The organism is Alteromonas sp. S015 (assembly GCF_036864485.1).
Lineage (GTDB): Bacteria > Pseudomonadota > Gammaproteobacteria > Enterobacterales > Alteromonadaceae > Alteromonas.
On record NZ_JAZETO010000001.1, the window covers coordinates 517,172 to 542,995 of the forward strand.

The 25,824-nt window shown below is 44.5% G+C and carries 17 protein-coding genes; 3 read left to right on the forward strand and 14 right to left on the reverse strand.

Annotated elements, in window-relative coordinates; translation table 11 throughout:
* Window positions 1-4: 4 nt before the first annotated feature.
* Window positions 5-1,135 carry a glutamine-hydrolyzing carbamoyl-phosphate synthase small subunit gene (gene carA, locus V7R42_RS02210; RefSeq protein WP_334018608.1) on the reverse strand — a complete coding sequence of 377 codons (1,131 nt, stop codon included), beginning with the start codon at window positions 1,133-1,135 and terminating at the stop codon, window positions 5-7.
* Between the two features lie 371 nt (window positions 1,136-1,506).
* A complete protein-coding gene (gene dapB / locus V7R42_RS02215; protein WP_334018609.1) occupies window positions 1,507-2,310 on the reverse strand; it encodes a 4-hydroxy-tetrahydrodipicolinate reductase in 804 nt (267 codons plus the stop codon).
* A gap of 342 nt (window positions 2,311-2,652) precedes the next feature.
* On the opposite strand from dapB, the gene V7R42_RS02220 reads away from it, so the two are divergent.
* On the forward strand, window positions 2,653-3,336 hold the full coding sequence (locus V7R42_RS02220; RefSeq protein ID WP_334018610.1) for a cytochrome b/b6 domain-containing protein: 684 nt from the start codon (window positions 2,653-2,655) through the stop codon (window positions 3,334-3,336).
* Between the two features lie 123 nt (window positions 3,337-3,459).
* On the opposite strand, the gene V7R42_RS02225 is transcribed toward V7R42_RS02220, so the two are convergent.
* From V7R42_RS02225 to V7R42_RS02265, 9 genes are all read right to left on the reverse strand, one after another.
* Window positions 3,460-5,364, reverse strand: coding sequence for a propionyl-CoA synthetase (locus V7R42_RS02225; RefSeq protein WP_334018611.1), 1,905 nt, complete (start codon window positions 5,362-5,364; stop codon window positions 3,460-3,462).
* A gap of 184 nt (window positions 5,365-5,548) precedes the next feature.
* Complete coding sequence (locus tag V7R42_RS02230) at window positions 5,549-8,137, reverse strand: EAL domain-containing protein (protein ID WP_334018612.1); 2,589 nt, start codon at window positions 8,135-8,137, stop codon at window positions 5,549-5,551.
* A gap of 304 nt (window positions 8,138-8,441) precedes the next feature.
* Window positions 8,442-9,704: a hypothetical protein gene (locus V7R42_RS02235; RefSeq protein WP_334018613.1), complete on the reverse strand. Its 1,263-nt coding sequence runs from the start codon at window positions 9,702-9,704 to the stop codon at window positions 8,442-8,444.
* A gap of 372 nt (window positions 9,705-10,076) precedes the next feature.
* Window positions 10,077-10,562 (reverse strand): c-type cytochrome, encoded by a 486-nt coding sequence (locus tag V7R42_RS02240; protein ID WP_334018614.1) that lies wholly within the window; start codon window positions 10,560-10,562, stop codon window positions 10,077-10,079.
* 332 nt (window positions 10,563-10,894) lie between these two features.
* Complete coding sequence (gene dnaJ, locus V7R42_RS02245) at window positions 10,895-12,028, reverse strand: molecular chaperone DnaJ (protein WP_334018615.1); 1,134 nt, start codon at window positions 12,026-12,028, stop codon at window positions 10,895-10,897.
* A gap of 204 nt (window positions 12,029-12,232) precedes the next feature.
* The gene (dnaK, locus tag V7R42_RS02250) at window positions 12,233-14,161 is read right to left on the reverse strand and encodes a molecular chaperone DnaK (protein ID WP_334018616.1); all 1,929 of its coding nucleotides are present in this window, start codon (window positions 14,159-14,161) and stop codon (window positions 12,233-12,235) included.
* Between the two features lie 116 nt (window positions 14,162-14,277).
* On the reverse strand, window positions 14,278-14,901 hold the full coding sequence (grpE, locus tag V7R42_RS02255; protein ID WP_118489695.1) for a nucleotide exchange factor GrpE: 624 nt from the start codon (window positions 14,899-14,901) through the stop codon (window positions 14,278-14,280).
* A 212-nt stretch (window positions 14,902-15,113) separates the two neighbouring features.
* Window positions 15,114-15,716, reverse strand: a complete 603-nt coding sequence (locus V7R42_RS02260; RefSeq protein WP_334018617.1) for a tetratricopeptide repeat protein — start codon at window positions 15,714-15,716, stop codon at window positions 15,114-15,116.
* 83 nt (window positions 15,717-15,799) lie between these two features.
* Window positions 15,800-16,018 carry a hypothetical protein gene (locus V7R42_RS02265; RefSeq protein WP_334018618.1) on the reverse strand — a complete coding sequence of 73 codons (219 nt, stop codon included), beginning with the start codon at window positions 16,016-16,018 and terminating at the stop codon, window positions 15,800-15,802.
* A gap of 258 nt (window positions 16,019-16,276) precedes the next feature.
* On the opposite strand from V7R42_RS02265, the gene V7R42_RS02270 reads away from it, so the two are divergent.
* Window positions 16,277-19,792, forward strand: coding sequence for a hybrid sensor histidine kinase/response regulator (locus V7R42_RS02270; RefSeq protein ID WP_334018619.1), 3,516 nt, complete (start codon window positions 16,277-16,279; stop codon window positions 19,790-19,792).
* Between the two features lie 81 nt (window positions 19,793-19,873).
* On the opposite strand, the gene V7R42_RS02275 is transcribed toward V7R42_RS02270, so the two are convergent.
* From V7R42_RS02275 to V7R42_RS02285, 3 genes are all read right to left on the reverse strand, one after another.
* On the reverse strand, window positions 19,874-20,767 hold the full coding sequence (locus V7R42_RS02275) for an aspartyl protease family protein (protein WP_334018620.1): 894 nt from the start codon (window positions 20,765-20,767) through the stop codon (window positions 19,874-19,876).
* Between the two features lie 189 nt (window positions 20,768-20,956).
* Window positions 20,957-21,625 carry a response regulator transcription factor gene (locus tag V7R42_RS02280; RefSeq protein ID WP_334018621.1) on the reverse strand — a complete coding sequence of 223 codons (669 nt, stop codon included), beginning with the start codon at window positions 21,623-21,625 and terminating at the stop codon, window positions 20,957-20,959.
* A gap of 229 nt (window positions 21,626-21,854) precedes the next feature.
* The gene (locus V7R42_RS02285; protein ID WP_334018622.1) at window positions 21,855-24,233 is read right to left on the reverse strand and encodes a TonB-dependent receptor; all 2,379 of its coding nucleotides are present in this window, start codon (window positions 24,231-24,233) and stop codon (window positions 21,855-21,857) included.
* A 263-nt stretch (window positions 24,234-24,496) separates the two neighbouring features.
* On the opposite strand from V7R42_RS02285, the gene V7R42_RS02290 reads away from it, so the two are divergent.
* A complete protein-coding gene (locus V7R42_RS02290; RefSeq protein WP_334018623.1) occupies window positions 24,497-25,792 on the forward strand; it encodes a GntP family permease in 1,296 nt (431 codons plus the stop codon).
* Window positions 25,793-25,824: the final 32 nt, after the last annotated feature.

Here is a 25,824-nt window from a genome sequence, read left to right on the forward strand (position 1 = left end):
ATTCCTACTGCTTGTGTTGTTCAATAAGTTCGATGAAGTGGTCGAATAACGGCGCCGCTTCATGAGGACCTGGACTGGCTTCAGGGTGCCCCTGGAAGCTGAACGCAGGCTTGTCGGTGCGGTGAATACCTTGCAACGACTTGTCGAACAACGAAATGTGAGTTACTTCTAGGTTATCTGGCAAGCTAGACTCATCGACAGCAAAACCGTGGTTTTGGCTGGTGATCATAACTACATTGCGCTTAAGGTCTTTAACTGGGTGGTTTGCACCGTGGTGACCAAACTTCATCTTCACTGTCTTCGCACCACTTGCGATAGCAAGCAGCTGGTGACCAAGACAAATACCAAATACTGGCGTACCGGTTTCGACGATAGTTTTGATTGCTGTTACCGCGTAGTCACATGGCTCTGGGTCGCCCGGGCCATTTGACAAAAATACACCGTCAGGATTCATGGCTAGCACATCTTCTGCAGGCGTTTGCGCGGGTACTAACGTAACTTTACAACCGCGGTCAGCTAGCATACGAAGAATGTTATTTTTCACACCGTAGTCGTAAGCAACAACGTGATATTTGAACTCGCTTGGTGTTACGTAGCCTTTGCCAAGTACCCAGCTGCCTTCGGTCCATGTTTTTAGCTCAGTGATGCTCACTACTTTTGCCAAATCCATACCTTTAAGGCCAGGGAAAGCTTTTGCTTGCGCTAGCGCGCTAGACTCGTCTAATTCATCAGAGCAAATAATGCAGCCATTTTGTGCACCTTTGTCTCGCAAGATACGCGTTAAGCGACGTGTATCAATGTCGGCAATACCCACAACGCCTTTCGCTTTAAGGTATTCAGACAAAGTTTGCTGTTGACGAAAGTTACTAGCAACAAGAGGTAGGTCACGGATGATTAGACCTTTCGACCAGATTTTATCTGCTTCGACGTCTTCTTCGTTAGTGCCGGTGTTGCCAATGTGTGGATAAGTAAGGGTGATGAGTTGTTCAGCGTAGGATGGGTCGGTGAGAATTTCTTGATAGCCGGTCATGGAAGTATTAAAAACGACTTCCCCAACGGCGGAGCCTGTAGCGCCTATCGCCGTACCTTTAAAAACAGAACCATCCTCTAACACCAAAAGGGCAGAATTAGCCAAGTCAACCTCCAGATTAAGGATAACTATGTGTTTGTGCAGTTTTCTGCACAAACCCCACAAAAAACGGGAGTTATTGATAACAATACATCCCGTTTTACGATCTTTGCAGCTAATAAAACCGCACTCTTCAGCCATTTTGGCGGCTTCAGAATACGAAATTCTGGCAAATTCCGGCGAGTATACATCACTGACCGAAAATGGCAAATTTATTTGTAATAATTTACTAAAATACCGCTTTTATCACCTTTTTTGCGCAGAACTACCGAAAGTGCAGCTTATTGTTCATTTAAAGTGCAACTTTAGTTTAACACTTTGGCAACGCACTCTAGCTAGCCTGCTTTTTGGCTACAGCCTGCTAGCTTCAAAAGCGCCTATAGCTTTAAATCTAGTACATCAACCATCGAGTATAGACCAGGCTCTTTACCATTCAACCACTTTGCCGCGTGTACTGCACCTTTCGCAAAAGTAAGTCGGCTAGACGCCTTGTGCGTGATCTCTAGACGCTCACCAATATCTGCAAACAAGGCGGTGTGTTCACCGACAATGTCTCCGGCACGAATAGTGGCAAAGCCAATGGTACCTTGGTCGCGTTCAGGCTCTTTTCCTTCCCTGCCGTATACTGCGCAGGTTTTTAAATCACGACCTAATTCGTCTGCAATGGCTTCACCAATGGCCATGGCTGTACCTGAGGGCGCGTCTTGTTTAAATCTGTGGTGCGCCTCTGTTATTTCGATATCAGCGGTTTCACCTAATACACTCGCCGCCTGACGAACTAGCGAAAGCATTAAGTTAACGCCTACGCTGTAATTAGCAGCAAACACGATAGGTATATGCTTTGCTGCTTCGTCTAAGGCTGATAACTGGGCATCGTTCAAACCGGTTGTACCGATTACGACAGGCATTTTATTTTTCACGCACCACGTAAGATTACTTTCAATAACCGAAGGTAGGGTGAAGTCGATCATCACATCCGCATCATTACCACTTAAATCTGATAGCGCAGTGCAATCGACATCTTTTTTACCAATTCCAGCCAGTTCACCTACATTTAGTCCTACCCAAGGTGAATCATCGCGTACCGTTGCCACGCTAAGTTCTGCATCTTCATTCAAATCTAGCGCTTCAACTAAAACGCGTCCCATACGCCCGTTGGCGCCAAATAATCCTACTTTCATTTTTTCGTTTTACACTTTTATAAACCTTCAACTGTGAGGCATTTTGCCAAATGCCGTCACTATTGCAATGTGAGTTTCAAATTAAATAAGCATAATAAGGAATCTGTGAGATTCAACTAATACCAAACCGCATAGATCATTGGCAAAACTTCAGGCTCGGATGAAAAGAAAAAATTTCAGTACACGATGCTTAGGACAAATAGAGGTTTTCTGCCGTTGGGCCTACTTGTTTTATAGAGTAAGTTAAGCGACGCTATGGCAACTAACAGATGACTGAGTACTTATTCGTCACCGCCGCACGGCAAGTGTGGATAGGTCAAATACAACGCGACTAAATTTACTATGCAAAAAACTCTTGTTTGGGATATTCCCACCCGGCTTTTTCACTGGCTTATTGTAGCGAGCCTTTTAGCGCAATATGCAACAGTAGAATGGCTTGAAAACAAAGTGCAGTGGCACTTTTATATTGGGTACTTCACCTTATTCCTTATCGTCTTCCGCATAATCTGGGGATTTGTTGGTACGCAACACGCAAAGTTCAGTAGCTTTATTACTGGTCCCAGAAAGGTTTTCAATTATATAAAAACCTTATTTAATAGGCAGTCAGAACCCGCTATTGGCCACAACCCTTTAGGCGGATGGTTTGTCGTGATTATGCTAGTGTTGCTAGCCATACAAGCGGTATCGGGATTGTTCATGACAGATGATATTTTCTTAGACGGCCCCTATCGCCAGTTAGCCGGAGAAGAAACACTAGCGCTAATGAACACTCTGCATCACCTTGCCTTTGATGTGTTACTTTACATTATCGCACTTCATATAGGTGCGGTAATATTTTACAGCGTGTATAAGAAGCAAAAATTGGTTCCCGCCATGGTGCATGGCAATAAGGAGTCAGAGACAGCAGGTATTACTAACTCGCGAATTCTACGTGCCCTTATTGTGGCGCTCATTGCAGCGGTAGCGGTATATGTAGCTATTGAAGTGTATCCGCCAACGCCACAGGTAGATGAATATTACTACTAGGTATTCTCCGGTGCCGCGTTCAAGGTTTATTAACCAACACGCCTAGACACAGAGTAAAAAGATATAAAGGGGCGAACGCCCCTTTATATCTTAGGAAAATGTATTGCAACTAAGCACCTTATGTTAAACAGCGCCTGGTTCGCTAACCAACCCCTTATCTCGCATTAACGATTCTATCTCCCTTACACTCGACGGATCATCAATGGTTGAGGGCACGGCAACGGGTTCATTGGCTGCAATTTGGCGTAGTAGTTTTCGAAGTATTTTCCCTGACCGGGTTTTGGGCAAACGATTGACAACGATGGCTCGCTTAAAGCAAGCTACTGGCCCTATTTGCTCACGAACTCGTTGAACTAAATCTTGTTCTAGCTCTTGTTCATCAACGGTAATACCGTCTTTTAACAATACTAACCCCACGGGTAACTGTCCTTTTAGCGCATCATGAATACCTATCACGCTGCATTCAGCAACTGCTGGGTGCGCAGCAAGTACTTCTTCCATTTCGCCAGTAGATAAGCGGTGCCCGGCAACGTTTATAACATCGTCGGTACGGCCCATAATGAATACGTAACCGTCTTCATCTACATAACCGTTATCTCCGGTACTGTAATACCCTTCAAACTCTCGTAAATAGCCATCAGTAAACCTTTTATGGTCTTGCCAAATAGTTGTCAAACAGCCCGGAGGTAATGGTAACTTAATAGCAATAGCACCTTTCTCGCCGTTTTTTTGCGGTTTTTCGGCACTTTGTAGCACTTTCACATTAAAGCCAGGGGTAGGCACGCTTGATGAACCAGGTTTCGTGGCAATGGGTTCGAGTCCCATGGGATTTGAACAGATTGGCCAACCTGTTTCGGTTTGCCACCAATGGTCAATGACAGGTACACCAACCTTCTCGCTAGCCCAGTAATAAGTAGGCGGATCTAAACGCTCTCCCGCCATAAATAGGGTACGTAAGCTCGAGATGTCATATTTGGATAAAAACTTAGCATCAGGATCCGCTTTTCGTATGGCTCGAAATGCTGTTGGTGCCGCAAAAAGCACATTCACTTTGTGAGACGCGATCACACGCCAAAATGCACCAGCATCAGGAGTGCCAATAGGCTTTCCCTCATACAATACCGTCGTTGCCCCTTTTATAAGCGGACCATAAACAATGTATGAGTGACCCACCACCCAACCAACGTCAGAGGCAGCCCAAAACGTATTGTCCTCGCTAATGCCATAAATAGCCCCCATCGAATAGTGAAGAGCTACCGCGTGCCCGCCATTATCCCGAACAACGCCTTTGGGCTTTCCAGTCGTCCCCGAAGTGTAAAGAACATAAAGCGGATCAGTTGCATCAACGGCTACAGGAGGAGCTGGCTCGCTATCTTCAACCAGAGAGCGCCAATCATAGTCATTTGTTTTATTTAATTCGGCTCTAAACTGAGCTCGTTGGAACATGACACATGCCTGCGGCTTGTGCTCTGCTAGGGATACCGCTTCGTCAACAAGCGGTTTGTAAGGTAAAACTTTGCTGCCCTCAATACCACACGACGCGGTAACGATAACGACCGGTTTTGCGTCGTCTATTCGAACGGCGAGCTCGTTAGCGGCAAAGCCACCAAATACCACAGAATGTACTGCCCCCAAACGAGCACAAGCAAGCATCGCGATAGCCGCTTGCGGGATCATGGGCATGTAGATGATCACACGGTCGCCTTTCGTCACACCCAGGCGAGATAAGCCGCCTGCAAACTCGGCAACGCGGTTTAGTAACTCTTTATAAGTAAAATACTCAGTAGTTTGTGTAACAGGTGAATCATAAATAAGCGCAGTTTTATCGCCGCGACCATTTTCTATATGATGATCAAGCGCTAAATAACTGGTGTTAAGCTGTCCTCCCCTAAACCAGTCGTAGTAACCGTTATCTGTAGGCTGACATCCTTTATGAGGAGGTTGAAACCACGCTATTTTTCGTGCTTGTTCTAACCAAAACTCATCGGGGTGCTGGGTCGAGGCAATGTATTCATTTTTATAAGTCATAACCATGTCCTGAGTAGGTTTTATCAACACCCTACGATAGTTACGTTATGTCTACTAATAAGACTTCAGGCGTAGATAGACTAACAAATTGATTTACATAAATTTAAATATTAACAAACAGAAAGTAGACGCAGAGTAGCAGCTATTTAACTACATCCTTTCGTAAGCGCTGTACTGCCAAAAGTTAAGTATCTTCTTTATGTTGCGCCTCAAAAATTTTGTCTTTCCAATTATCTACACTCATGGGTTTATCTAAGTAATATCCCTGAAAGGCACTGCAACCACACGCCATAGCTTTATTTAGTTGGCCCGTTGTCTCTATCCCCTCGGCGACTATGTTCAAATGTAGTGCTTTTGCCATATTGCAAATACTTGTAACTAACAGCGCTTTTTGCTGCGAACCTTCCATTGCTTTTACAAATGTTCTGTCTACTTTCAGCTCAGTAATTGGCAAATTTTGAAGGTAATTTAGACTTGAGCCACCAAGGCCAAAATCGTCAATAGATAGACTGCATCCTTTCTCCGCCAGTTCTCTCACGCGACGTTGAATAATACTCACACCTCTTACTAATGCACCTTCGTTAAGCTCTAGAGTCAAATCTCTGTACGATACTCGCCACTTATTAACTGTCTCAGCAAACTTACTCACAAAATCGGCTCGCGCTAAATGTATTGTGCTGATATTAATAGACAACTTAGTTTTAACTTTTATCGACTGACATTCATTAAGTAACCTGCAGGCTTCGTTGCACACCCACAAACCGAGTTCAGCAATAAAGTCATTCTCTTCAGCAATGGGTATGAATTCAGAAGGGCTTACAGCGCCCATATGAGGATGCTCCCACCTTAACAAGACCTCTGAACTAGTAACGTTGTGATTTACGTCATATTGAGGTTGAAGTTCAACATAAAACTCGTTGTTGGAAATTGCTCTGCTTAGAGAGTTTTTTATGTAATTGTACCGCTCGATATCACTTGGATTAACGTGGAAATACGCGTGGCCAGATTGAAAAATAGGGACACCTTTCGTTTCTCTTAATGGCTTTCTCGATAACAGAGCTTTTATCTTCTTATACGAAAAATGCTTTGCCGGAACAGTGCAACTAGTTGTTTGTGTTTCAATGTCTAAGAGGCTGTTGTGGAGCGTTATTGGCGCTAGCACATGATCGCGAATGAGGTTGGCGCAATCATGAGCTGCGTTTAGCGGTAACGCTTCATGGCTATAATATTGATGAAGGTGAATGTAAAAGGCGTCTCTCTCACATTTGAATATACTGGCTGAAGCGTGCTTATTAGTTTCAAATACACGAATAAAGCGACTAGCCAGAATTCGCAGAATGTAATCCATCGTTGGTTCCCCAAGCGGATTTTCGTATTCTCTTATATTACAGACAGCTACACGCACAAAAGTAGCAAATAGCTTAGATGATTTATCATTATTGGCTTTTTCAGCAAGGTAACGTTCAAATTGATTTACATTTGGTAGGCGTGTCACCATATCGGTTAAGGCAAGTTGTTTGTAATGCTCAATTTCGTAGTTCCGATTAGTGATATCGCGCACTGATGCGACTATTAGCTGCTGATTATGCACAGAGCATCTTGACAAACTAACTTCACAAGCGATGCGTTTGCCATTTTTATGCCGAAGGCATTCATTCACCGAGCCAGTTTCACTACACAATACTAAACCTGCTGATAAATCAAAAAAACGAGAGGGACTGTTTTTATTTTGTGCCTTGCTTGATATTATTTTTATATCTTGGCCAATAAGCTCCTCAGACTCAAAGCCCAACAAAGAGTAAACGCGTTCATTTGCAGTCAAAATAGTGCCATGTTCATCAATACTTAGCACCACACAATCCACATTATTCAGCAAACTGACAAGATAATCTGTGTAACTATGCTGTGAGTCAGACAAACGTTGTATTTCAGTTTCGTCCTGCACAGCGCCATAAAGGCGGGTGAGTTTAATGCCGCCAACGCTCCCTCGTTGGACTTGTAGAAACACAGTTAGTTTTATACTTTTCCTACGACCCAATTTATCTTGAAATTCAAAGTGTTTTACGAACTCTCTGCTTCCTCTGAGTGCTTTAAAAACTCGATGTATCAGGCCTTTTCTATCACTTGAACATAGCATTTCGAGTACTTCGTTAAGACTCACACTTTTTACGCGGGGTACACCTAATAACGCTCTCATCGCCTCAGTTAAAGAAAGTCCTCCAGTGAACCTGTCAATTTCCCACGCGCCCACTTTAGAGATTGAACTTACCTCCTCTAACAAGGCAAGCTGCTCGGATAACTTGTCTGAGTATGGGTGACGCGCGAGCTCATATTGATAATTTAGCTCTACTTTTTGGCGCGTAATATCTATCAACGTTTGTTGTAGAGGACTCAGTACGCAATGGTGTACAAAAGTTAGAATCACGCCCATCACTTCATCTAGCATATCCCTTACAGTAGCAACGACAACATGGCTATCGGCATAAAGATCAAGCGATAGTGGGAAAATAAAATCTTTGCTAGGAATGGGAGCACTTAAAGGTGTGAGCGGGAGCATCAGCAGCACATGGGAGGGAAAAACAATACTCTCCGCTTCCAGTGACGGATGATTTACATCGCAAGATAATATTGTTGCTCTTCCGTTGCTTGGGTTTACCGAGGCTAATAAAACGCATAGCGCTTCTGTTTTCTTTCGACTTTCATCAAGCAATACAGAAATGTTTTGTTGTGTTGTGCGCATGGTTGACAACATGCGTTCACTGCGTAAATCCATCTAAGCAAACCTTTTTATATCTTATCGAATTCATCACAAACGATAGCAGCACGACATTAAAAGGATGCTGAGTTGTGTCGTGGTTTTAAGCGGTTTACAAGTTTTGCTGCTTCAGTTTTTTACGAACTGCCTTATACGTTTAAAGGGCTGGATTTACGACGTTTTAGTTCCTACATTAGCACCTTGTCGCAATAAATCATCACCAAACCTGAGCCTATAACATAGCACAAAATTTATTCAACTTTCCAGCAGGAACATTAAAGCGTCTCAAACGAAAAGCGTGTTTTTCTTAGATAAGCATTACCTATTTAAAATCAGGGATAGTACTTGCAAGTTCATTTACCTGAACAGGATCTAACACTACTGAGCTTAGCGCGCTAGAGACAGTTTGCGTTGGAAGGGTTGTATTTTTATTAAAAAATTCGCGGTCGCGCAGTTTAAATTTACGAGTGATTGTCGGATATAAATAATTTTCTGTCAGCCAAAGGACTGCCGCCACTTCTGGGCCTGCAGCCATAAGACCTGCAGCGAAAAAGCCTACACCAATTGCCACCCTAGCAACTGCCGAATCCGACTGCTTTTCACCAAACAATGTTGATAGCTGCTTTGAATAGGCTCGAGCCTCAGCAGTTAAGTGCTCTTCTGTACCTTGCCCGGAAAAATAGTCATCTTGAGCTTGACGGTATGCTCTCAACTGTTTGCCGACATCGCTAAACGGAGATACCAGTTCCGCCCATTTCGGCCCGCTATTCATTGATATGTTTTGGGGTACTCGCAACCCGGGGATTGAGACGTGCTGCATTTGCAAAGCTTGGTCAACTTTAGATAAATCAGAAAATGCTGAGCTAAACCGTGTTTCAACTAAAATTTGCTGCTTAGACAAAGATGGCTGGCTACCTAAGCAAACACCGAAGTTATAATGATAAGCTTCACAAGCGAGGTGCATCATAGATAGACGACCTTGTTGGTTATCAGCTAGGCACTCTGTGACCGCAGTTTCCCAACGTGTTCGGGTAGCCTCTTTATCATATCGATTTAAATTTTCATATAAATCGAAAACTCGGCGCCATTGGTCGAGGCTGACATTGCCTATTGATAATTCTTCTGGTGTACGTTGAGCCAAACGCATGATCATTTGATCAAAGCCGTGACTGATGTGTTTATCTGGCCAAGGAATAAAGTTCTCTGTTTCTTCTAACAATGGCTGCCATTTGCGTAATTCACGCTTTAGATTTGGCCATTCTGCAGAGTTTTTCAAAACGCTGAAGCTGGTAACACCTTGGTCGGCCATTTTCTCAGGTAAGGAAGCTAAATCGGCATTCCGCGACAATATTCTTACAAATCCTTGCTCAATCAACGAAGTAAGCGGAGAACAACTGGGGTTTAAAATAGCTTGCCTTGCCGCACTATTATTGAGCAGATACCCGTCATTAATGATTACCTTTTCCCCTAATATAGCCTTTCTCACGAGCAATTGATTAAAGTAGTTTATATCCGCGTCGAATTGCCAAGGGAAACGCTCCACAACATCGTCCAATGTGCCTACATACGTCAGCGAGGGTCGCATCTTATCTCCATATCAAAAATCTGATGTTAAGCAGCGACGAATATACCACAGCATATTGGACTTAACGACGTACTCTATCAGGCAAGTTCTACAAGACTTTAGAAAGGTCAAATTTTCACGACAATAAATGTGTTGCGATGCTTGATGTTTCTTACTTTTAAAGTCCTAAACGAAAAAAGTAAGTCACTTTTTAAGAGAGGTTATGAGTCTGAAGATTCAGCGAACCTCTCAACTTATCTGTATGAGCGCAATATAAAATACCAAGTAACACGCCGTAATATTAAATGAGGCTTTGGGTCAGTACTATGAAATAAACTCATATTTACTGACCCAATATCAGAGCGCTTTCATATTTTGAAAAACAAATTCAGTCTAGTCTTTCTTATAGTCGTCATGACATGATTTACAACTTGCGCCAATTTTACCGATAGCACCTCGATATGCGCTTTCATCGCCGGATGCAACAGCTGCCTGAAGTCCTTGCGCTGCCGTTTTAAGCGCCATTACTTTCTTTTCGACATCTGAAAAATTTATCCAGATTTCATCTTTCGCGCCAGTTTCAACATCAAACTTACGCGTATCGACTGATAAGTAATCGCCCATCATTTCAGCAAGTTGTTCTAGACGTACCGCATTTGTTTCCATAACGCTTTCGTCAAAAGGTAATGCACCTTTTGCCATTCCACCTAACGGCCCCATATTACTGCGTACTAATTGAAAAATAGCCTGACGATACTGAGTCGCGGCTTTAGCGTGCTTAGCCGATGAAGCTTCTACTACCTCTGCCGCAAACAATGGGCTAGACGCTAATGCACCTGATATCATTGTAGCAACGATTGCTTTACGAGAAAAAATCATGCCTGTTCCCTTACTCGAATAGTTATTGTTGAATGGTCTGTATTAGCATGTTTACTTTTCAGTACATATTCACAGAGAAAGTTAACACGCTATAGTTTTTACTCATCGTGACGAATAGTAGCGCGAAGCGCAACATTAATAACGGTAAAACAGAGTAAAGCAAAGATAAACGCCCACAAAACCGGCCAAAACGTAAGCGAGAAGCGGCTTCACTGTCAGATGGAAATGATATCAGTGTTTGTTAGAATCTAGATTTGAATGATCTATGCGGATTGGTATAAAAAGCCCTCATGGTGAGGGCTTTTACGAAATTTGGCGCTTGAACGATTTAATTAGTTGGTGAGATCATCAAAGAACTTTTTAACGCCATCAAAAAAGCCCTGCGCCTTCGGACTGTGCTTGCTTGACGCTCTACCCATGGACTCTTCTAGCTCTTGCAAAAGTTCTTTTTGGCGTGACGACAAGTTTACTGGCGTTTCCACCACAACCTTACACATCAAGTCGCCCATGGCACCACTTCTAACTGACTTAACTCCTTTACCGCGTAGGCGGAACATACGGCCAGTCTGGGTTTCAGGGCTGATTTTCAGCTTAACTTTACCATCTAACGTTGGCACTTCTAGCTCGCCACCGAGGGCTGCCGTAGTGAAGCTTAGCGGTACTTCACAGTACAAGTTGTTGCCATCGCGCTTAAAGATATCATGCTCACGAACGTGCACTTGAACGTACAAGTCACCGGCTGGTGCACCATTCTCGCCCGCTTCACCTTCGCCAGAAAGACGAATGCGATCACCGGTATCAACACCTGCAGGAATCTTAACGTTAAGAGTCTTAGTCTTTTCTTTACGACCATGACCATGACAGCTGTTGCAAGGATCTTCGATAATTTTGCCCTTGCCTGAACACGTTGGACAGGTTTGCTGTACAGCGAAGAAACCTTGACGCATCTGAACCTGACCGTTCCCGTGACAGGTTGGACAGGTTTTAGGTGAAGAACCTTTTTTCGCTCCTGACCCATCGCACACGTCACATTCAACCAGCGTAGGTACGCGAATATCAACGCTCTTACCACGAACCGCTTCTTCTAAACTAAGCTCTAGGTTGTAACGTAGGTCTGAACCTTGACGAGCACGCGACTGACGTCCACCGCGACCACCGCCGCCAAAGATATCACCAAAAACGTCACCAAAGATATCGCCGAAGTCGGCACCACCACCGAAGCCGCCACCACCGCGGTTTGGATCAACACCTGCATGGCCGTATTGGTCGTATGCTGCACGTTTCTGCGAATCTGACAGAATTTCGTAGGCTTCCTGGATTTCTTTAAATTTATCTTCCAGGCCTTTATCGCCTTGCGTACGGTCAGGGTGATACTTCATCGCAAGCTTTTTGTACGCCTTTTTAATTTCGCGTTCGCCTGCGCCTTTATCTACCCCGAGTACTTCGTAGTAGTCTCGTTTCGACATATCGTTTACATATCCTACTTTTTGTCGACAAGCATAAGATGCTTATCGAATCTACATCTGACTGTTGTGAAAATAACCTGACTGGCTGTTTAACAACGCCAACTCATTTACACCAAGTTATTTACACAACAAAGGCGCAACAAGAATCTCCTGTTGCGCCTGAACTGCTTACACAGCCCGGCGCACCGGGCTAATCACAACAGTTTATTTTTTATCGTCGTCTTTCACTTCTTCAAATTCTGCGTCAACAACATCATCGTTAGCTTGACCAGAAGAAGCTTGCTGCTCAGCGCCTTCCGCGCCACCGGCTGCAGCTTGTTGAGCTTGCGCCGCTTCCATCAACTTGCTAGACGCTTGAATAAGTTCTTGCGTTTTCGCTTCGATTTCTGCTTTGTCTTCGCCTTTAACTGCAGTTTCAAGTGCTGAAAGTGCTTCTTCGATTGGCGCTTTGTCTTCTGCACTTAGTGCATCGCCGACTTCTTCAAGCTGTTTACGTGTGGCGTGAACCATACCATCAGCTTGGTTACGCGCTTGAATCAGCTCTTCAAACTTCTTATCAGCTTCTTTGTTCGCTTCCGCGTCAGCTACCATTTTTTCTACTTCTTCATCGCTTAGGCCTGAAGAAGCTTTGATAGTGATCTTCTGCTCTTTACCTGTGTCTTTATCTTTCGCAGACACGTGTAGGATACCATCAGCATCTAGGTCGAAGGTTACTTCGATTTGCGGTACACCGCGCGCTGCTGGGCGGATACCTTCAAGATTAAACTGACCAAGAGACTTGTTGCCACTTGATTGCTTACGCTCACCTTGTAGTACGTGTACAGTAACCGCAGACTGGTTGTCTTCCGCTGTCGAGAATGTTTGTGACTTCTTCGTTGGAATCGTCGTGTTCTTCTCGATTAGCGCAGTCATTACGCCACCCATTGTCTCGATACCTAGAGACAGAGGTGTTACGTCTAGTAGTAGAACGTCTTTAACGTCACCAGAAAGTACACCACCTTGAATTGCCGCACCTACTGCTACTGCTTCATCAGGGTTAACGTCTTTACGTGGCTCTTTGCCGAAGAATTCAGTTACATACTTCTGTACTAGCGGCATACGCGTTTGACCACCAACAAGGATGATGTCATTGATGTCGCCTACAGAAAGATCTGAATCAGCTAGTGCCTGCTTAAGCGGCTCAAGTGAATTCTTAACGAGGTCTTCAACCAAAGACTCAAGTTTTGCACGAGTAAGCTTAATAGCTAAGTGCTTAGGACCTGTTGCATCAGCAGTGATGTATGGCAGGTTAACTTCAGTCTGTTGTGAAGAAGAAAGCTCAATCTTCGCTTTTTCACCGGCTTCTTTAAGACGCTGCATAGCAAGTGGGTCTTTACGAAGATCGATGCCTTGGTCTTTCTTGAATTCTTCAACTAGGTAGTTGATAACGCGGTTATCGAAGTCTTCACCACCAAGGTGAGTATCACCGTTAGTTGCTAGTACTTCAAAAGTGTGCTCGCCGTCTACTTCATCGATTTCGATGATAGAAATATCGAAAGTACCACCACCTAGGTCGTATACTGCAACAACGTTGTCGCCTTGCTTTTTGTCCATGCCATAGGCAAGAGCAGCAGCAGTTGGCTCGTTGATAATACGCTTAACTTCAAGACCTGCGATACGACCCGCATCTTTAGTTGCTTGACGCTGAGAGTCATTGAAGTAAGCCGGTACAGTGATAACTGCGCCTGTTACTTCTTCGCCAAGATAATCTTCAGCGGTCTTTTTCATTTTCTTAAGTACTTCAGCAGAAATCTGCGGAGGCGCCATTTTCTCGCCTTTCGCTTCTACCCATGCATCACCGTTATCAGCACCTACGATTTTGAAAGGCATGATGTCGATGTCGCGCTGTACTTCTTTATCTTGGAAGCGACGACCAATTAGACGCTTGATAGCGAATAAGGTGTTTTCAGGGTTAGTAACCGCCTGACGCTTCGCTGATTGACCTACAAGTGTTTCACCATCGTTTGTATAAGCGATGATTGATGGTGTTGTACGATCGCCTTCCGCGTTTTCAATTACGCGAGGTTTGTCGCCGTCTAGAACTGCGACACATGAATTCGTTGTACCTAAATCGATACCAATGATTCTACCCATTTCGTGTCTCCGAATGATTTTCTTAATACTGTACTTTTAGTGGGGTTATTCCCCGTCTTTTCAATAGATGCCAGTAAAAAAACTGGCATTTTTGTGTGTTCGTCGCAAAAAGCGTCTTAGGCCTGCGTATCTACACCGCCGCTTGGCGCACGCGATACCATAACCATGGCAGGACGTAGCAAACGACCATTAATTTGATAACCTTTCTGCATAACCGCCATTACTGTATTTGGCTCGTGGTCTGCACTTTCTTGCATAGACATTGCCTGGTGCAAGTCAGGGTTGAAGGTTTCGCCCTGCGGATCAATAAGGCTTAATCCAAATTTCTCAATAGTGCTTAAGAAAGTTTTGTGGGTCATTTCCACACCTTCTAAAAGCGGCTTAACCGCTTCATTGTCGCCATCGGTCATTTCGATTGCGCGTTCTAGGTTGTCGATAACCGGAAGCAATTCGCCAGCAAAGCGCTCAAGGGCAAATTTACGTGCCTTTTCAACCTCACCTTCAGCACGACGACGTGCGTTGTCAGCGTCTGCACGTGCGCGAAGCACACCATCTTGCTGCTCTTTAATCGTAGCTTGGGCTTCAGAGAGTGCGGTTTCTAGTTCATAAATGCGCTGTGCATTTTCATCTAGTTCTACGCCTTCTGCTTCTGACGTTTCTACCTGCGCTTCTTCTGCGCCTTGTACAGTTTCATCAACTGAATTTTCTTGTTCTGCCTGCACGTCGCGATTATCGCTCATGCCTACCTCCAAACGTTTTTCTTAATTAGGCATTGCCCAATAACGTTAAAATTATTGGGAATGAGTCTGTTGCGCTTAGTTATGGGGCTAGATTTAGGGTGATCAAGGGTATCCACAATATTTTTGTGGGTGATTTTTAAAAAATATAAAAAAAGCCAAACTTCAATACTAAGTATGGCTTCCTAACGCTTTAATGAGTGTTTTTAATTTAGTTACCTAGTGGTACCAACTTGCCAAAATGTTGGCGTTCGTATTGAACCACTATCTAGGATAACACACTGAGGGTCACCTCTTTTGCAACCATTCCCTTTTATCCTGCTTCCCGTTTGCCCATGGTGCTTTCTGAGTTCACTTAGCATCAACCCGTGAACATCGCCCATATTGATACTAATTCCAGTCACCGTAATAGTTTCAATGCTGCTATCGAGACCAGCAGTAGACTTAGGGTTCTCATTATCCTGCGCTATAACTTTCTCTCCACTTAATTGTTGAAGTAGCTCTACAGAATTGGCGTATTTACCTGACGCTGGAAATGCTAATAGAGACTTCGCTTTCACCATATCCTTTTCCACAAAGTCTCCATTGATATAAAGAACGGCTAATACATAGTTAGCGAGGTAGCTCATTCCTTCTTCAACTTCGGCTTCCAAAAATTCAACCGCAGTCGCTTTTTCTTCGTCGGTAGATTCATTATCAGAAAAGACGAGAACAGCATATTCCTCTGCCGTTCTATTAACGCCTTCATCTGCAGCAAATTTCATCAATCGCTTGGCTTCAGCCATATTCTTTTGTGTACCAATTCCCTGTGCAGCCATCCCCGCTGCTTGTCGGTAAGCTGGCAGGAAGCCCTGTTTCGCAGACTTATCAAAGTAATAATAGGCATTTTCTAAATCTGTCTTTACCCAGATTCGGGATTCATAAAGATGTGGCCAAGGGAGAAGCTGGTTTGCTCATGACCTCTGGACGCCAAAGCTCGAAGTGTATTCAGCTTAGCAAGTGAACAATCTTCGTCTGCGCATTCAGGTTGATTCGGAATAGCCCAAACAGATGCAGAGAATATAGTTGAAATTAGTAGTGAGATTCGCAGAGTACGTGTGCTTGCTGAATCTTGTTTCATTAAATTCCCTTTTTATTATTTCAGTCATTGGCTAAGACCCACTTATGTGTAAATCCTACTGCTCAAAAAGACATCGCCCTTGTATAAAAACCTATCACTTACAGTTCAAATTACAAATAACTAACAAACGATTAACTCCGAAATATTGGTTATGTACTGACAGAAGATACCTCGCATGTGAAAACTATGTTAATGTGAATCAACATAAAACGCGCTTTCAATTGCGCTAATAAATGCGTTCAACTACACGGAATATCTATGCTAAGTATCTGGACGGTTGGCACTATTGTTGGTTGTTATCTCCTCGCGCTTTTCGCTTTAGCATTTTGGGGCGATAAGCGTTTACGTGACAACCGGCAACACCCAATATTGTACAGCCTTGGATTGGGCGTGCATTGTACATCTTGGGCATTTTTCGGCACTACCTCTCAAGCAGCACAATATGGCTGGGCAGTTATCCCTACTTATTTAGGGATTATGCTGACTATGGCATTTGCGTTTCCTGTGGTGCTTCATATAAGCAGACTGTGTCAACAACACAACATCAGCTCTTTAGCAGACCTCATCTCACTTAAATACCAGCACTCCCACTTGATTGCCGCGCTTATCACTTTACTGTGTTTTTTCGGTGTAGTGCCCTACATCGCCCTGCAGTTAGACGCCATTACGAAATCAATAAATTTGTTGACTGACGACGCGCATACAAGCACGCCATGGTTAAGTATCTACGTAGCTATCTTGCTCGCATTATTTGCCATTATCTTCGGTACCCGTACACTCAACTTGACCGACAAACACCCCGGTCTGCTACTTACTATAGCGTTTGAATCGGTTATAAAGCTTGTTGCCCTGTGCGCTGTAGGTGTTTTCGTTTGCTTCTATCTGTTTGATGGTGTGTTGGATTTGGTGTCTAACGCCGCTTCAAATGCCAGTGCTCGAGAAGTCATTTATGCTGATAGCGCTCCCTGGGTTTATGTATCACATGTTGTTTTGGGCGTTTGCTCTATGTTCGTTTTGCCACGACAGTTTCATATGAACTTCGTTGAGCAGAACGGTGAGGGGGAGCTTAGAACAGCAAGGTGGCTATTTCCCCTCTATCTATTTGGCATGACCCTTTTTATTATTCCTATTGCACTTGCAGGAAAAAAGCTGCTGCCAGTGGATACGAGCTCTGATGCGTATGTGCTTGCCCTACCTTTACATGCTGAAAATATCGCGCTGTCGTCATTTGCTTTCATAGGAGGTCTTTCTGCAACCACCAGCATGGTGATTGTTGCAACCTTGGCGCTGGGAATAATGATCTCGAACAATGTTGTCACGCCACTTTGGCTAAAAGCGAGACTAAAGACTTCGCCCAATCGTTCAATGCAGCCAAACAAAATACTGTCTATACGTCGTATTACCGTTGTGGTCGTACTTAGCATTGCGCTCTGGTATCACTTGAATATAAGTCAGGCTGCACCTCTGGTTAAAAGCGGGGTGATTGCTATTGCATTATTAGCACAGTGCATGCCTTCACTCATGTTTGGTCTTTACTGGCCGAAAAGCAACAAAGCTGCAGCTATTTGCGCCTTATTGGTAGGGTTTACATGTTGGGCAGCATTTCTCCTCTACCCAAGCTTACTGTCGAGTTATTATTTCAACCCAGCACCCACTGACCAAGCGCTTGGTTTGGGCTTTGCCTTTTCCTTATTGGCTAATTGCCTAACATTCGTCACGGTTGCATTGATTACATCAAGACGTGGCACGAAGCCAAATAATACGCTCCTAACAGATCACGACACACCTCGTTTACTGGTAAAAGTGAGGGACTTAATTGCACTCACCGAACGTGTGCTCGAAAGTGCCACGCACTCTCAACTGGTTAAGCAGCTATCAGTTGACGTCAATCGCGCCGCTAGCAGTGGTTATGCCAGTCAGGCGCTTATCGACAGGGTAAATAAGTTGCTTGCCGCACAAGTAGGAGCACCTAGTGCTCGTATATTACTGGGCGCCATCGCAGATACAGGCAGCGAAAGCTTTCCAGAACTGGTTGACTGGGTAGAAGAAGCTTCTCAGTCATTTCAGTTTAACCACGAGGTACTTCAATCGTCAGTGCAAAACATTGAGCAAGGCATAAGTGTGCTTGATGACAAACTGCAGCTACTGGCGTGGAACGAACGTTACGTGGAGTTATTTGCCTACCCTAAAGGATTTCTAAAAGCGGGCATGCCCATTACCGATATACTTAGCTACAACGCAAACCGAGGGTTGTTTAGCCCCTCATCTATCGAAAAGCGCGTTAGCTACATGCTGGAAGGCACCCGTCATAAACATATTCGCAAACAGCCTGACGGAAAAGTGATTGAACTTAACGGCGCGCCGCTACCTGGTGGCGGCTACGTGACTACCTATAGCGATATCACTGAATACATAGCAATTCAAAAAGAATTAGAAAGTGCAAAAGAAGACTTGGAGGCAAGGGTTGCGCAGCGTACAGCAGAATTAGAAGAAGCCAAACAACACGCTGACAAAGCTAACGAGAGCAAAACCAAATTTCTGGCCGCGGCTGGGCACGATCTCATGCAACCATTCAACGCCGCAACATTATTTGCCAGCATGCTCAGCAAAAAGACGCAAGGTAGTGAACTGGCCACACTATCTGAAGGCGTGGTGAATTCTTTGGACAATGCTCAGAGCTTACTTTCAATGCTACTTGATATGACGAAATTAGACGCTGGCGTACTTACCCCTCAAAAGACTGAATTTCCAGTCAGTGATATGTTGTCTTCATTGGTGCAGGAATTTAGTGTCATTGCAAAGCAAAAAGGTATTGAGCTCAGGTATGTACCGACCAGAGTTATGGTGTACTCGGACAAAGTGCTACTGCGACGGGTGCTTCAAAACTTGCTGTCCAACGCAGTCCGCTATACCGCAAAAGGCCGTATTTTGGTGGGCGTGAGACGCACAAGAGTCACAAATACCGAGCAGGTTATAAAGCTTTGTGTTTACGATACCGGACTAGGTATCGCCGACCACCAACAGCATGAAATATTTAGTGAATTCCACCAGCTAGAGAGCAACAACAAAGGCGAAGGAATTGGATTAGGCCTGACTATTGTAGATAAGATATGTCGACTACTCGGTCATGAAGTCGGACTGACTTCATCGCCAAATAAAGGAAGCTGCTTCAGTGTGGCTGTATCTAGAGCATTTCAAAGCGAAGCCTCGATACCCACCGCGCACGCAAGTAACACTAATCATGTTGACTCCCCTTTTAATAAATCAGTATTAACGAAGAACTCAGCAAGTGCGCCAAATAATTCAGTAAGCGTTCAAAAAAGCGCATTAGACAGCCGTTCTCGCCCTGTCTCTTCGCACTCCCATCAAATGCCCTCTTTAGACTCAGCGAATAAAAACAACAATGCATTTTTGAAAGACACCCGTTTTCTACTTGTAGAAAATGACGAGCAAGTGGCAAATGCAATGTGTACCTTACTGAGAGATTGGGGAGGGCGCACAACATTGATAGCGGGCGGAGCAGAAGTGTCGAGTATTTCACAAGAACACTTTGATGTGCTCGTCGCCGATTATCACCTAAATTATGGCGAAACCGGTTTTGACGTTGCAGCGATTCTTTCTGAAAATAACGTGAGTTTTGCCTTAAAGATTTTAGTCACTGCCAACAGAAGTAACGACATAAGAGAAGAAGCGGCGGAGCAACAATTTAGCTACCTGCCAAAACCCTTAAAGCCTGCGGCACTTAAGCGACTGCTAAAGCAATCGCTTGTTTAATAAAGAACTAGTGATCGCATTTGTAGTACGGCAGTAGGTATTTCGTCTTCTTTTGGTAGCTGGTTTGCATCAAGATGCTTTTTACTTTTGCGGTAACGCGATGTGAAGTTTCCCGTAACGATAATCAAGTGTTACAACGAAGTCTTTCAACAAATCATAGCCTATTAAGCCTACTACCCGCTTTCCTGCAATCCGGCTGCCTGTCCGTTCATACTGACTTTCTAAGTTTGTTTTTTGTCCTTTAGCAGGAAAGCTAACTTTCACATCGCCAATTTCATAAGGGCCAAACTTCACTACATCAGACGTAGCGAACTCATTAACCCCAGAACTATTGGCACCAAACGACGTGCTTGCGCCTTCCACTTTTTCAAGCAACCCAACCTTGGACGCCGCTCGACGGTTAATCAAAATTGTACCGGCGTTACCAGTATCGACTAATAGCCACAACGCAACACCGTTAATTTCTACTTGCGCGATAGGCATTCCACTAGCCTGTTGAGAGTTGGCTCGAACATTTGCCACCTCTCCCATATCTATCGAATCACGCGTCACCAAACGAATTTTTCTGTGGGGGTAGTCCAATTGAACGATGAAGTTATTGAAAAAACCTGCCCCCAGTAACATACCATTAGAGTGATGACCTAAGCTGGATTCGACAAGTGAATCCAGCTCGAAATCACTACCAAATATTTTAACGTTTACATTGTTGTAAGCGTTTCGCCTTTCAACGTCGTACACCCCTTTAACGGTCACGGGGCGCCCTTTATCAAGGTCTAAATCATGCTTCCCGATAAACGCGCGATTGATACTGTTTATTTGTGCTCCTGAATCCAGCATGACCCGAGATTCGATGTCTTCTATGGTAACAGGCAAAAAAACGTGACCGTTGTCCAGGGTGAAATCTGTCCACGCTGTAACGGCACTAAACGCATTGAAAGAACTAAAAAGAAGGGAAAGTAAAATAAATCGCGTCATAAATATCCTTTTACGCCAGTAAACTAATCCTTTGAAACCTTACGCTAGCACATGAGTTGATTGAGATCGAATTAGCACGATGAACCGAACGCGCCCCCCCCCCTAATCTAGTGGAAAGCATCTAATACATGTTAGTGCTTAAACTATATCAATATGATCATAGTCTTGAAGACGTCTATCGCTTTCCGTTTAGCTTAAATGCATAGCATTTTTGAACGCAATGCCAGCCTTAGTCCTGTTGATAACGCCAAGTTTTCTCAATACTGCTGATACATGTTGTTTAACGGTGGACTCAGAAATGGCCAGTTCGTAAGCAATCTGCTTGTTGAGCAAGCCGTCTGATACCATTCGCAACACTTTAAGTTGGTGAGGGGTAAGTTGCTTTAGTCGGTTCGTGAAATCATCTTGGTCAGAGCGATTATTCACGTTGGATGCAGAGGCATTTGATATCGTGGCCGAAGCTATGTGAACAGTAGGCGGGACCCAAGTTTCACCGTCTAACACCGTATTTACCGCGTCAATAATGCAATCGACCGAAGCTGATTTGGGTATAAAACCGCTTGCGCCTAACGCAAACGATTTTGCCATAACATCAGGCTCTTCTTGTGCGGTAATAACAACAACAAGTACATCAGGATAGAGCGCATGTACCTCAGCAAGGCCATTTAACCCTTCATTGCCGGGCATAGTGAGATCTAAGAAAAGCAGATCGATGTCGTCATTTTCTTCAAGACTAGTGAGCGTATCGGGGAACGTGGAGGTTTCTACAAGTTCGATATGTTCCACACTAGCTAACGCATGGCACATCGCAGCCCTGAACAGAGGATGATCGTCAGCAATCAAGATTTTCACAGACATAACGCTATCAACTTGTAACTACCTTGTTAATCAAAATACTACCACGCCGGTAAAAAAAGGTTAATCTTATTGGCGTATCTGTTATTGCGTAAGCGTCCGCACCACGCCCTTCAACGCTAGACACATCTGTCGGCCAACACAATCGAAAAAGGTCGAGCAAAAGTGAGCACGCCTAAGCGCAATGGCCTAGGCGTGAAACGTGTTGCCGGTCTTCTTCAGAACATACCGTTTAGAATCGATAACCTACCGTAAGGTGAACTGTACGTGGGTCACCGTAATAACCAATAAGTGTAGTATCGCCACCAAGGCCCGGACCAAAGTTACCTTCATCGTCTTGCGTAACAAAGTCATAACCACCAACCAGATACTCTTCATCGGTCAAGTTTTTAACGTGTAGTCCAGCATACCAGTCGCCTTCAACGCTTTCCCAGCGCGCGCTTAAGTTCACCATACCATAGGCATCTTGTTGAATAAGATCGCTGGTTTCAAAGATAAGATAATCATCGCGATAGTAGTAGTTGGCGTTGAAAGTAATATCCCCAAAACTCGTTTCTAGTAGGTAGTTGGCATTAAGATTAAAGGTATTCTCTGGCGTACTTGCTAGACCAATCAACGGAGGGATTGCGTTGTTTTTCTTAATTTCAAAGTCAATATAACCGTAAGCAACGTCAAACTGAAGGTTATCCGTGGCTACCCACGTCATCTCCAACTCGGCGCCTTTTGCGGCCGTCTCTGCAGCATTGCGCAGTCGCTGGTCGAGGGCTGTTGGATCAGACAAATCCCCTTCTACACCAATATACTGACGATCTTTGTGGTCGTAAGAGAACAATGTGATATTCATACGAAGTGCGTCGGTTAAGTCACTCTTCACACCCACTTCGAAGCTGTCAACGACTTCTGGTTCAACACCAGGCTCGTTAGACTGAGCGCGAGGGTTAAACGTGCCCGATTTGAAGCCTTGTGAATAGCTCGCGAAGAACATGGTATCGCGGTCCATTTGATATTCCACGCCCACTCGCGGAGTAAAGCGCGACCAACTCTCTACCGCTGGCGCATCTAACACTTCATCGCCATCGGTGTCTGTCCCAAGTACTTGAGGCACTAATTGTCCGTCGGGACGCACGTAACCATCAATCCAGTCGGTATAAGGATAAACATTGGCGAATACCAGACCATTGTTTACAAACGCGGACTTTTCTTCATCGGTGTATCGGGCACCAAGCGAAAGCGATAGCTTATCGGTTACGTCATAGTTCATTTGCGCATAGGCAGCCCAGCTTTCTGAGTTATTACAACCCGTCACTTCCCGCGTCAACCCTGAGGCACCAAGCGATTGACCTAACACACCTAAAATTGCGTCAAAATTACCGCAACTCTCACCATCGTAAAAAAAAAGCCCTGACACTAAGCTAAACGCGTTCCCGGTATAATTCGCTTGAATCTCGTGAGTATCATTACTGTCGTCATACTCTGCCGGTACATCAAAAATAGGCAAGGGCGTATTGTCAAAATCAATGTTGGTAGGTGAATAGCTCTCTCTATGCGAACCAATATATTTAAGCTCTAAATCATCATTCACTTGGTATCGTGCCAGCCAGTTATAGCCTTCTAACTCGACTTTATTCCATGTAGGTAAGCTGGTGTAAGAATCAAAAACCGAATCAGGCACGGGCGCATCAGTTAACATACTTGGGATTAAGCGGTAGCCGCCTTTCGCATTTGACGTGTCTTCGGTCTTATCCCATCCAATACGGAAAAACAAATCTTCACTCGGATGAACCTCTAGCGTTACACGGGCTGCCCAAAGATCTTTGTTATAATTCTCTTTATCTTGATTGGGCAACGCGCTTACCAGATATTCGCCGAAGCCGTCGCGGTTTAAGTTGGCATAACCCACGCCTAGATACACAGTGTTTTCAATCAATGGTATTTGACCTGTCACTTTGATATCACGCTGACTGTAACTACCTACCGTAGCTTCAACGTTCATCTGCCTATCGCCGGTCATTTCTTTCGTAACGTATTTAACCGCGCCACCAATCGTATTCTTTCCGTAAAGCGTCCCCTGCGGGCCACGTAACACCTCAATACGCTGTACGTCTAACAAATCAAGTACGGCTCCTTGTGGGCGAGCAATATAAACATCATCAACATAAATACCCACGCCTGGTTCATAGCCCCAAAGCGGGTCTTGCTGACCCAATCCGCGAATAAATGCCGTCAAGGTGGAGTTGGTACCGCGACTGGTTTGTAGCGTAGTGTTGGGCGAAAACTGCTGCACTTCAGTCAGCACGCTAATCCCTTTTTCGCCAAGTTCAACCGCACCAATAGACGTGATAGCTACCGGCGTTTCCTGTAACGACTCTACAGTTTTTCGCGCTGTCACCTCAATGCGTTCTAATTTTCCTTTTTGCGCTTTGGCATCGGCATCAGCTTGACTATCCTGAGCAAATACTGGTGCCGTGCTTAAAACGCTAGCCACCGCTAGGGCACAAAGGCTGCGAATGGGGAGCTTAACTGAATCGCTTTTGCGTTCTACTGTGCTAACAGAGGCTGAATGTGATTGGTAGGGTAAAACCAAGCCATTTGTGTGTGTTGATTGAGACATAGTGAGTCCTTGTTGTTCTAAGTTCTGGTCACTGCCGGATGTATTGCCTACGGTCAAAATCACTCTAGTTAATTAATTGTTAATAGTATGTAGTACCATCGTACTATGGGATTTTGATAAAAGTAACGTCAAACTTTATGTCTGTTACGAACGCTTTTTATCTGATTTGTATACACTTTGTGGTTTTGAGTGTAAGCAAATCTTTAATCGACTTAACTGTTTCGGATCATCTGCGGTCACAGATTTTTTAAGGAATAATAACTATGTTAAGTATGATTGGCTTAGTAGGCGGTCTGTTGTTGCTTATTGTTTTGACAATACGCGGAATGAACCTCTTTATTGCTGCACCTTTGTGTGCGCTTGTAGTTGCCATTACCAATAATATCGGCGTCTTCACCGGCGATTTAAACTTCGTTCAAACCTATATGAGTGGTTTCTCTGGCTTTATCGCCTCTTGGTTTTTCATGTTTTTACTTGGTGCGTTATTCGGTAAATTCATGGAAGACACAGGGGCAGCAGATGCTTTTTCTCGCTGGATTATTACCAAAATTGGTTACAAGCGTGCCGTATTAGCTGTTGTGCTAGCTTGCGCTATTTTGACCTACGGTGGTGTAAGCGTGTTTGTGGTAGCGTTTTCTGTTTACCCTATGGCGGTGAGTTTGTTTAAAGATGCCAATTTACCCCGTCGCTTCATACCTGCTGCCATGGCATTCGGGTCGGTAACATTTACGATGACCTCCGCGGGCTCGCCAGAAATCCAAAACTGGATTCCTATAAAGTATTTAGGCACCTCCCCTTTTGCTGCGTGGGAAGTTAGCCTTGTCGTCGCCATATTCATGGCATGCTTCGGTTACTGGTGGCTTGCTAAGATGATCAGAAAAGCCGTTAATAACGGCGAGGTGTTTGAAGCCAGAGCAAGCGACCCTGAAGTGCGAGACAGAGCGCTACCCCACCCGCTTACCGGAATTGTGCCGTTAGTCGTGGTGTTAGTCATTTCGTTTCTATTCCATGAAGAACTCGCTCAGCTTGCGCTTATTCTGGCGTTAGGCGGCGGCGTACTGTGTTTGCTGGCTATTAACTACAAACATTTTCACAGTTTACCGGTTGCCATAAATGCGGGTACCACCGGCGCATTGATCGCCATAGGTAACACCGCCGCTGTTGTAGGTTTTGGCTCTATAGCAAAAAACACCGAAGCGTTTCAAACAACAGTAGCGCTTATGACCCAAATTCCTGGTAACGAGCTTATTGGTGCCGCCATTGCCGTAAGCGTGATTGCAGGGTTAACAGGAAGTGCATCTGGCGGACAAGCCATTGCCTTACCCTTGGTAGCTCCGCATTACCTTGACCAAGGCGTAGAGTCAGAACAGCTACATAGAATTGTGTCTATATCATCAGGCGCATTAGATTCGTTACCTCACAATGGCTATGTGGTTACTACCATACGCGCCATTTGTAACGAAAGCCATCAGGCTGCCTACTGGGCGGTTGGTGCGCTAACTGTTGTGGTGCCAGTTATTGGCCTTGCCATGGCCATTGGCCTGTTTAGCATTATGTAGCATTAGTCAAAGCCAACGATATGGCCTAAGGC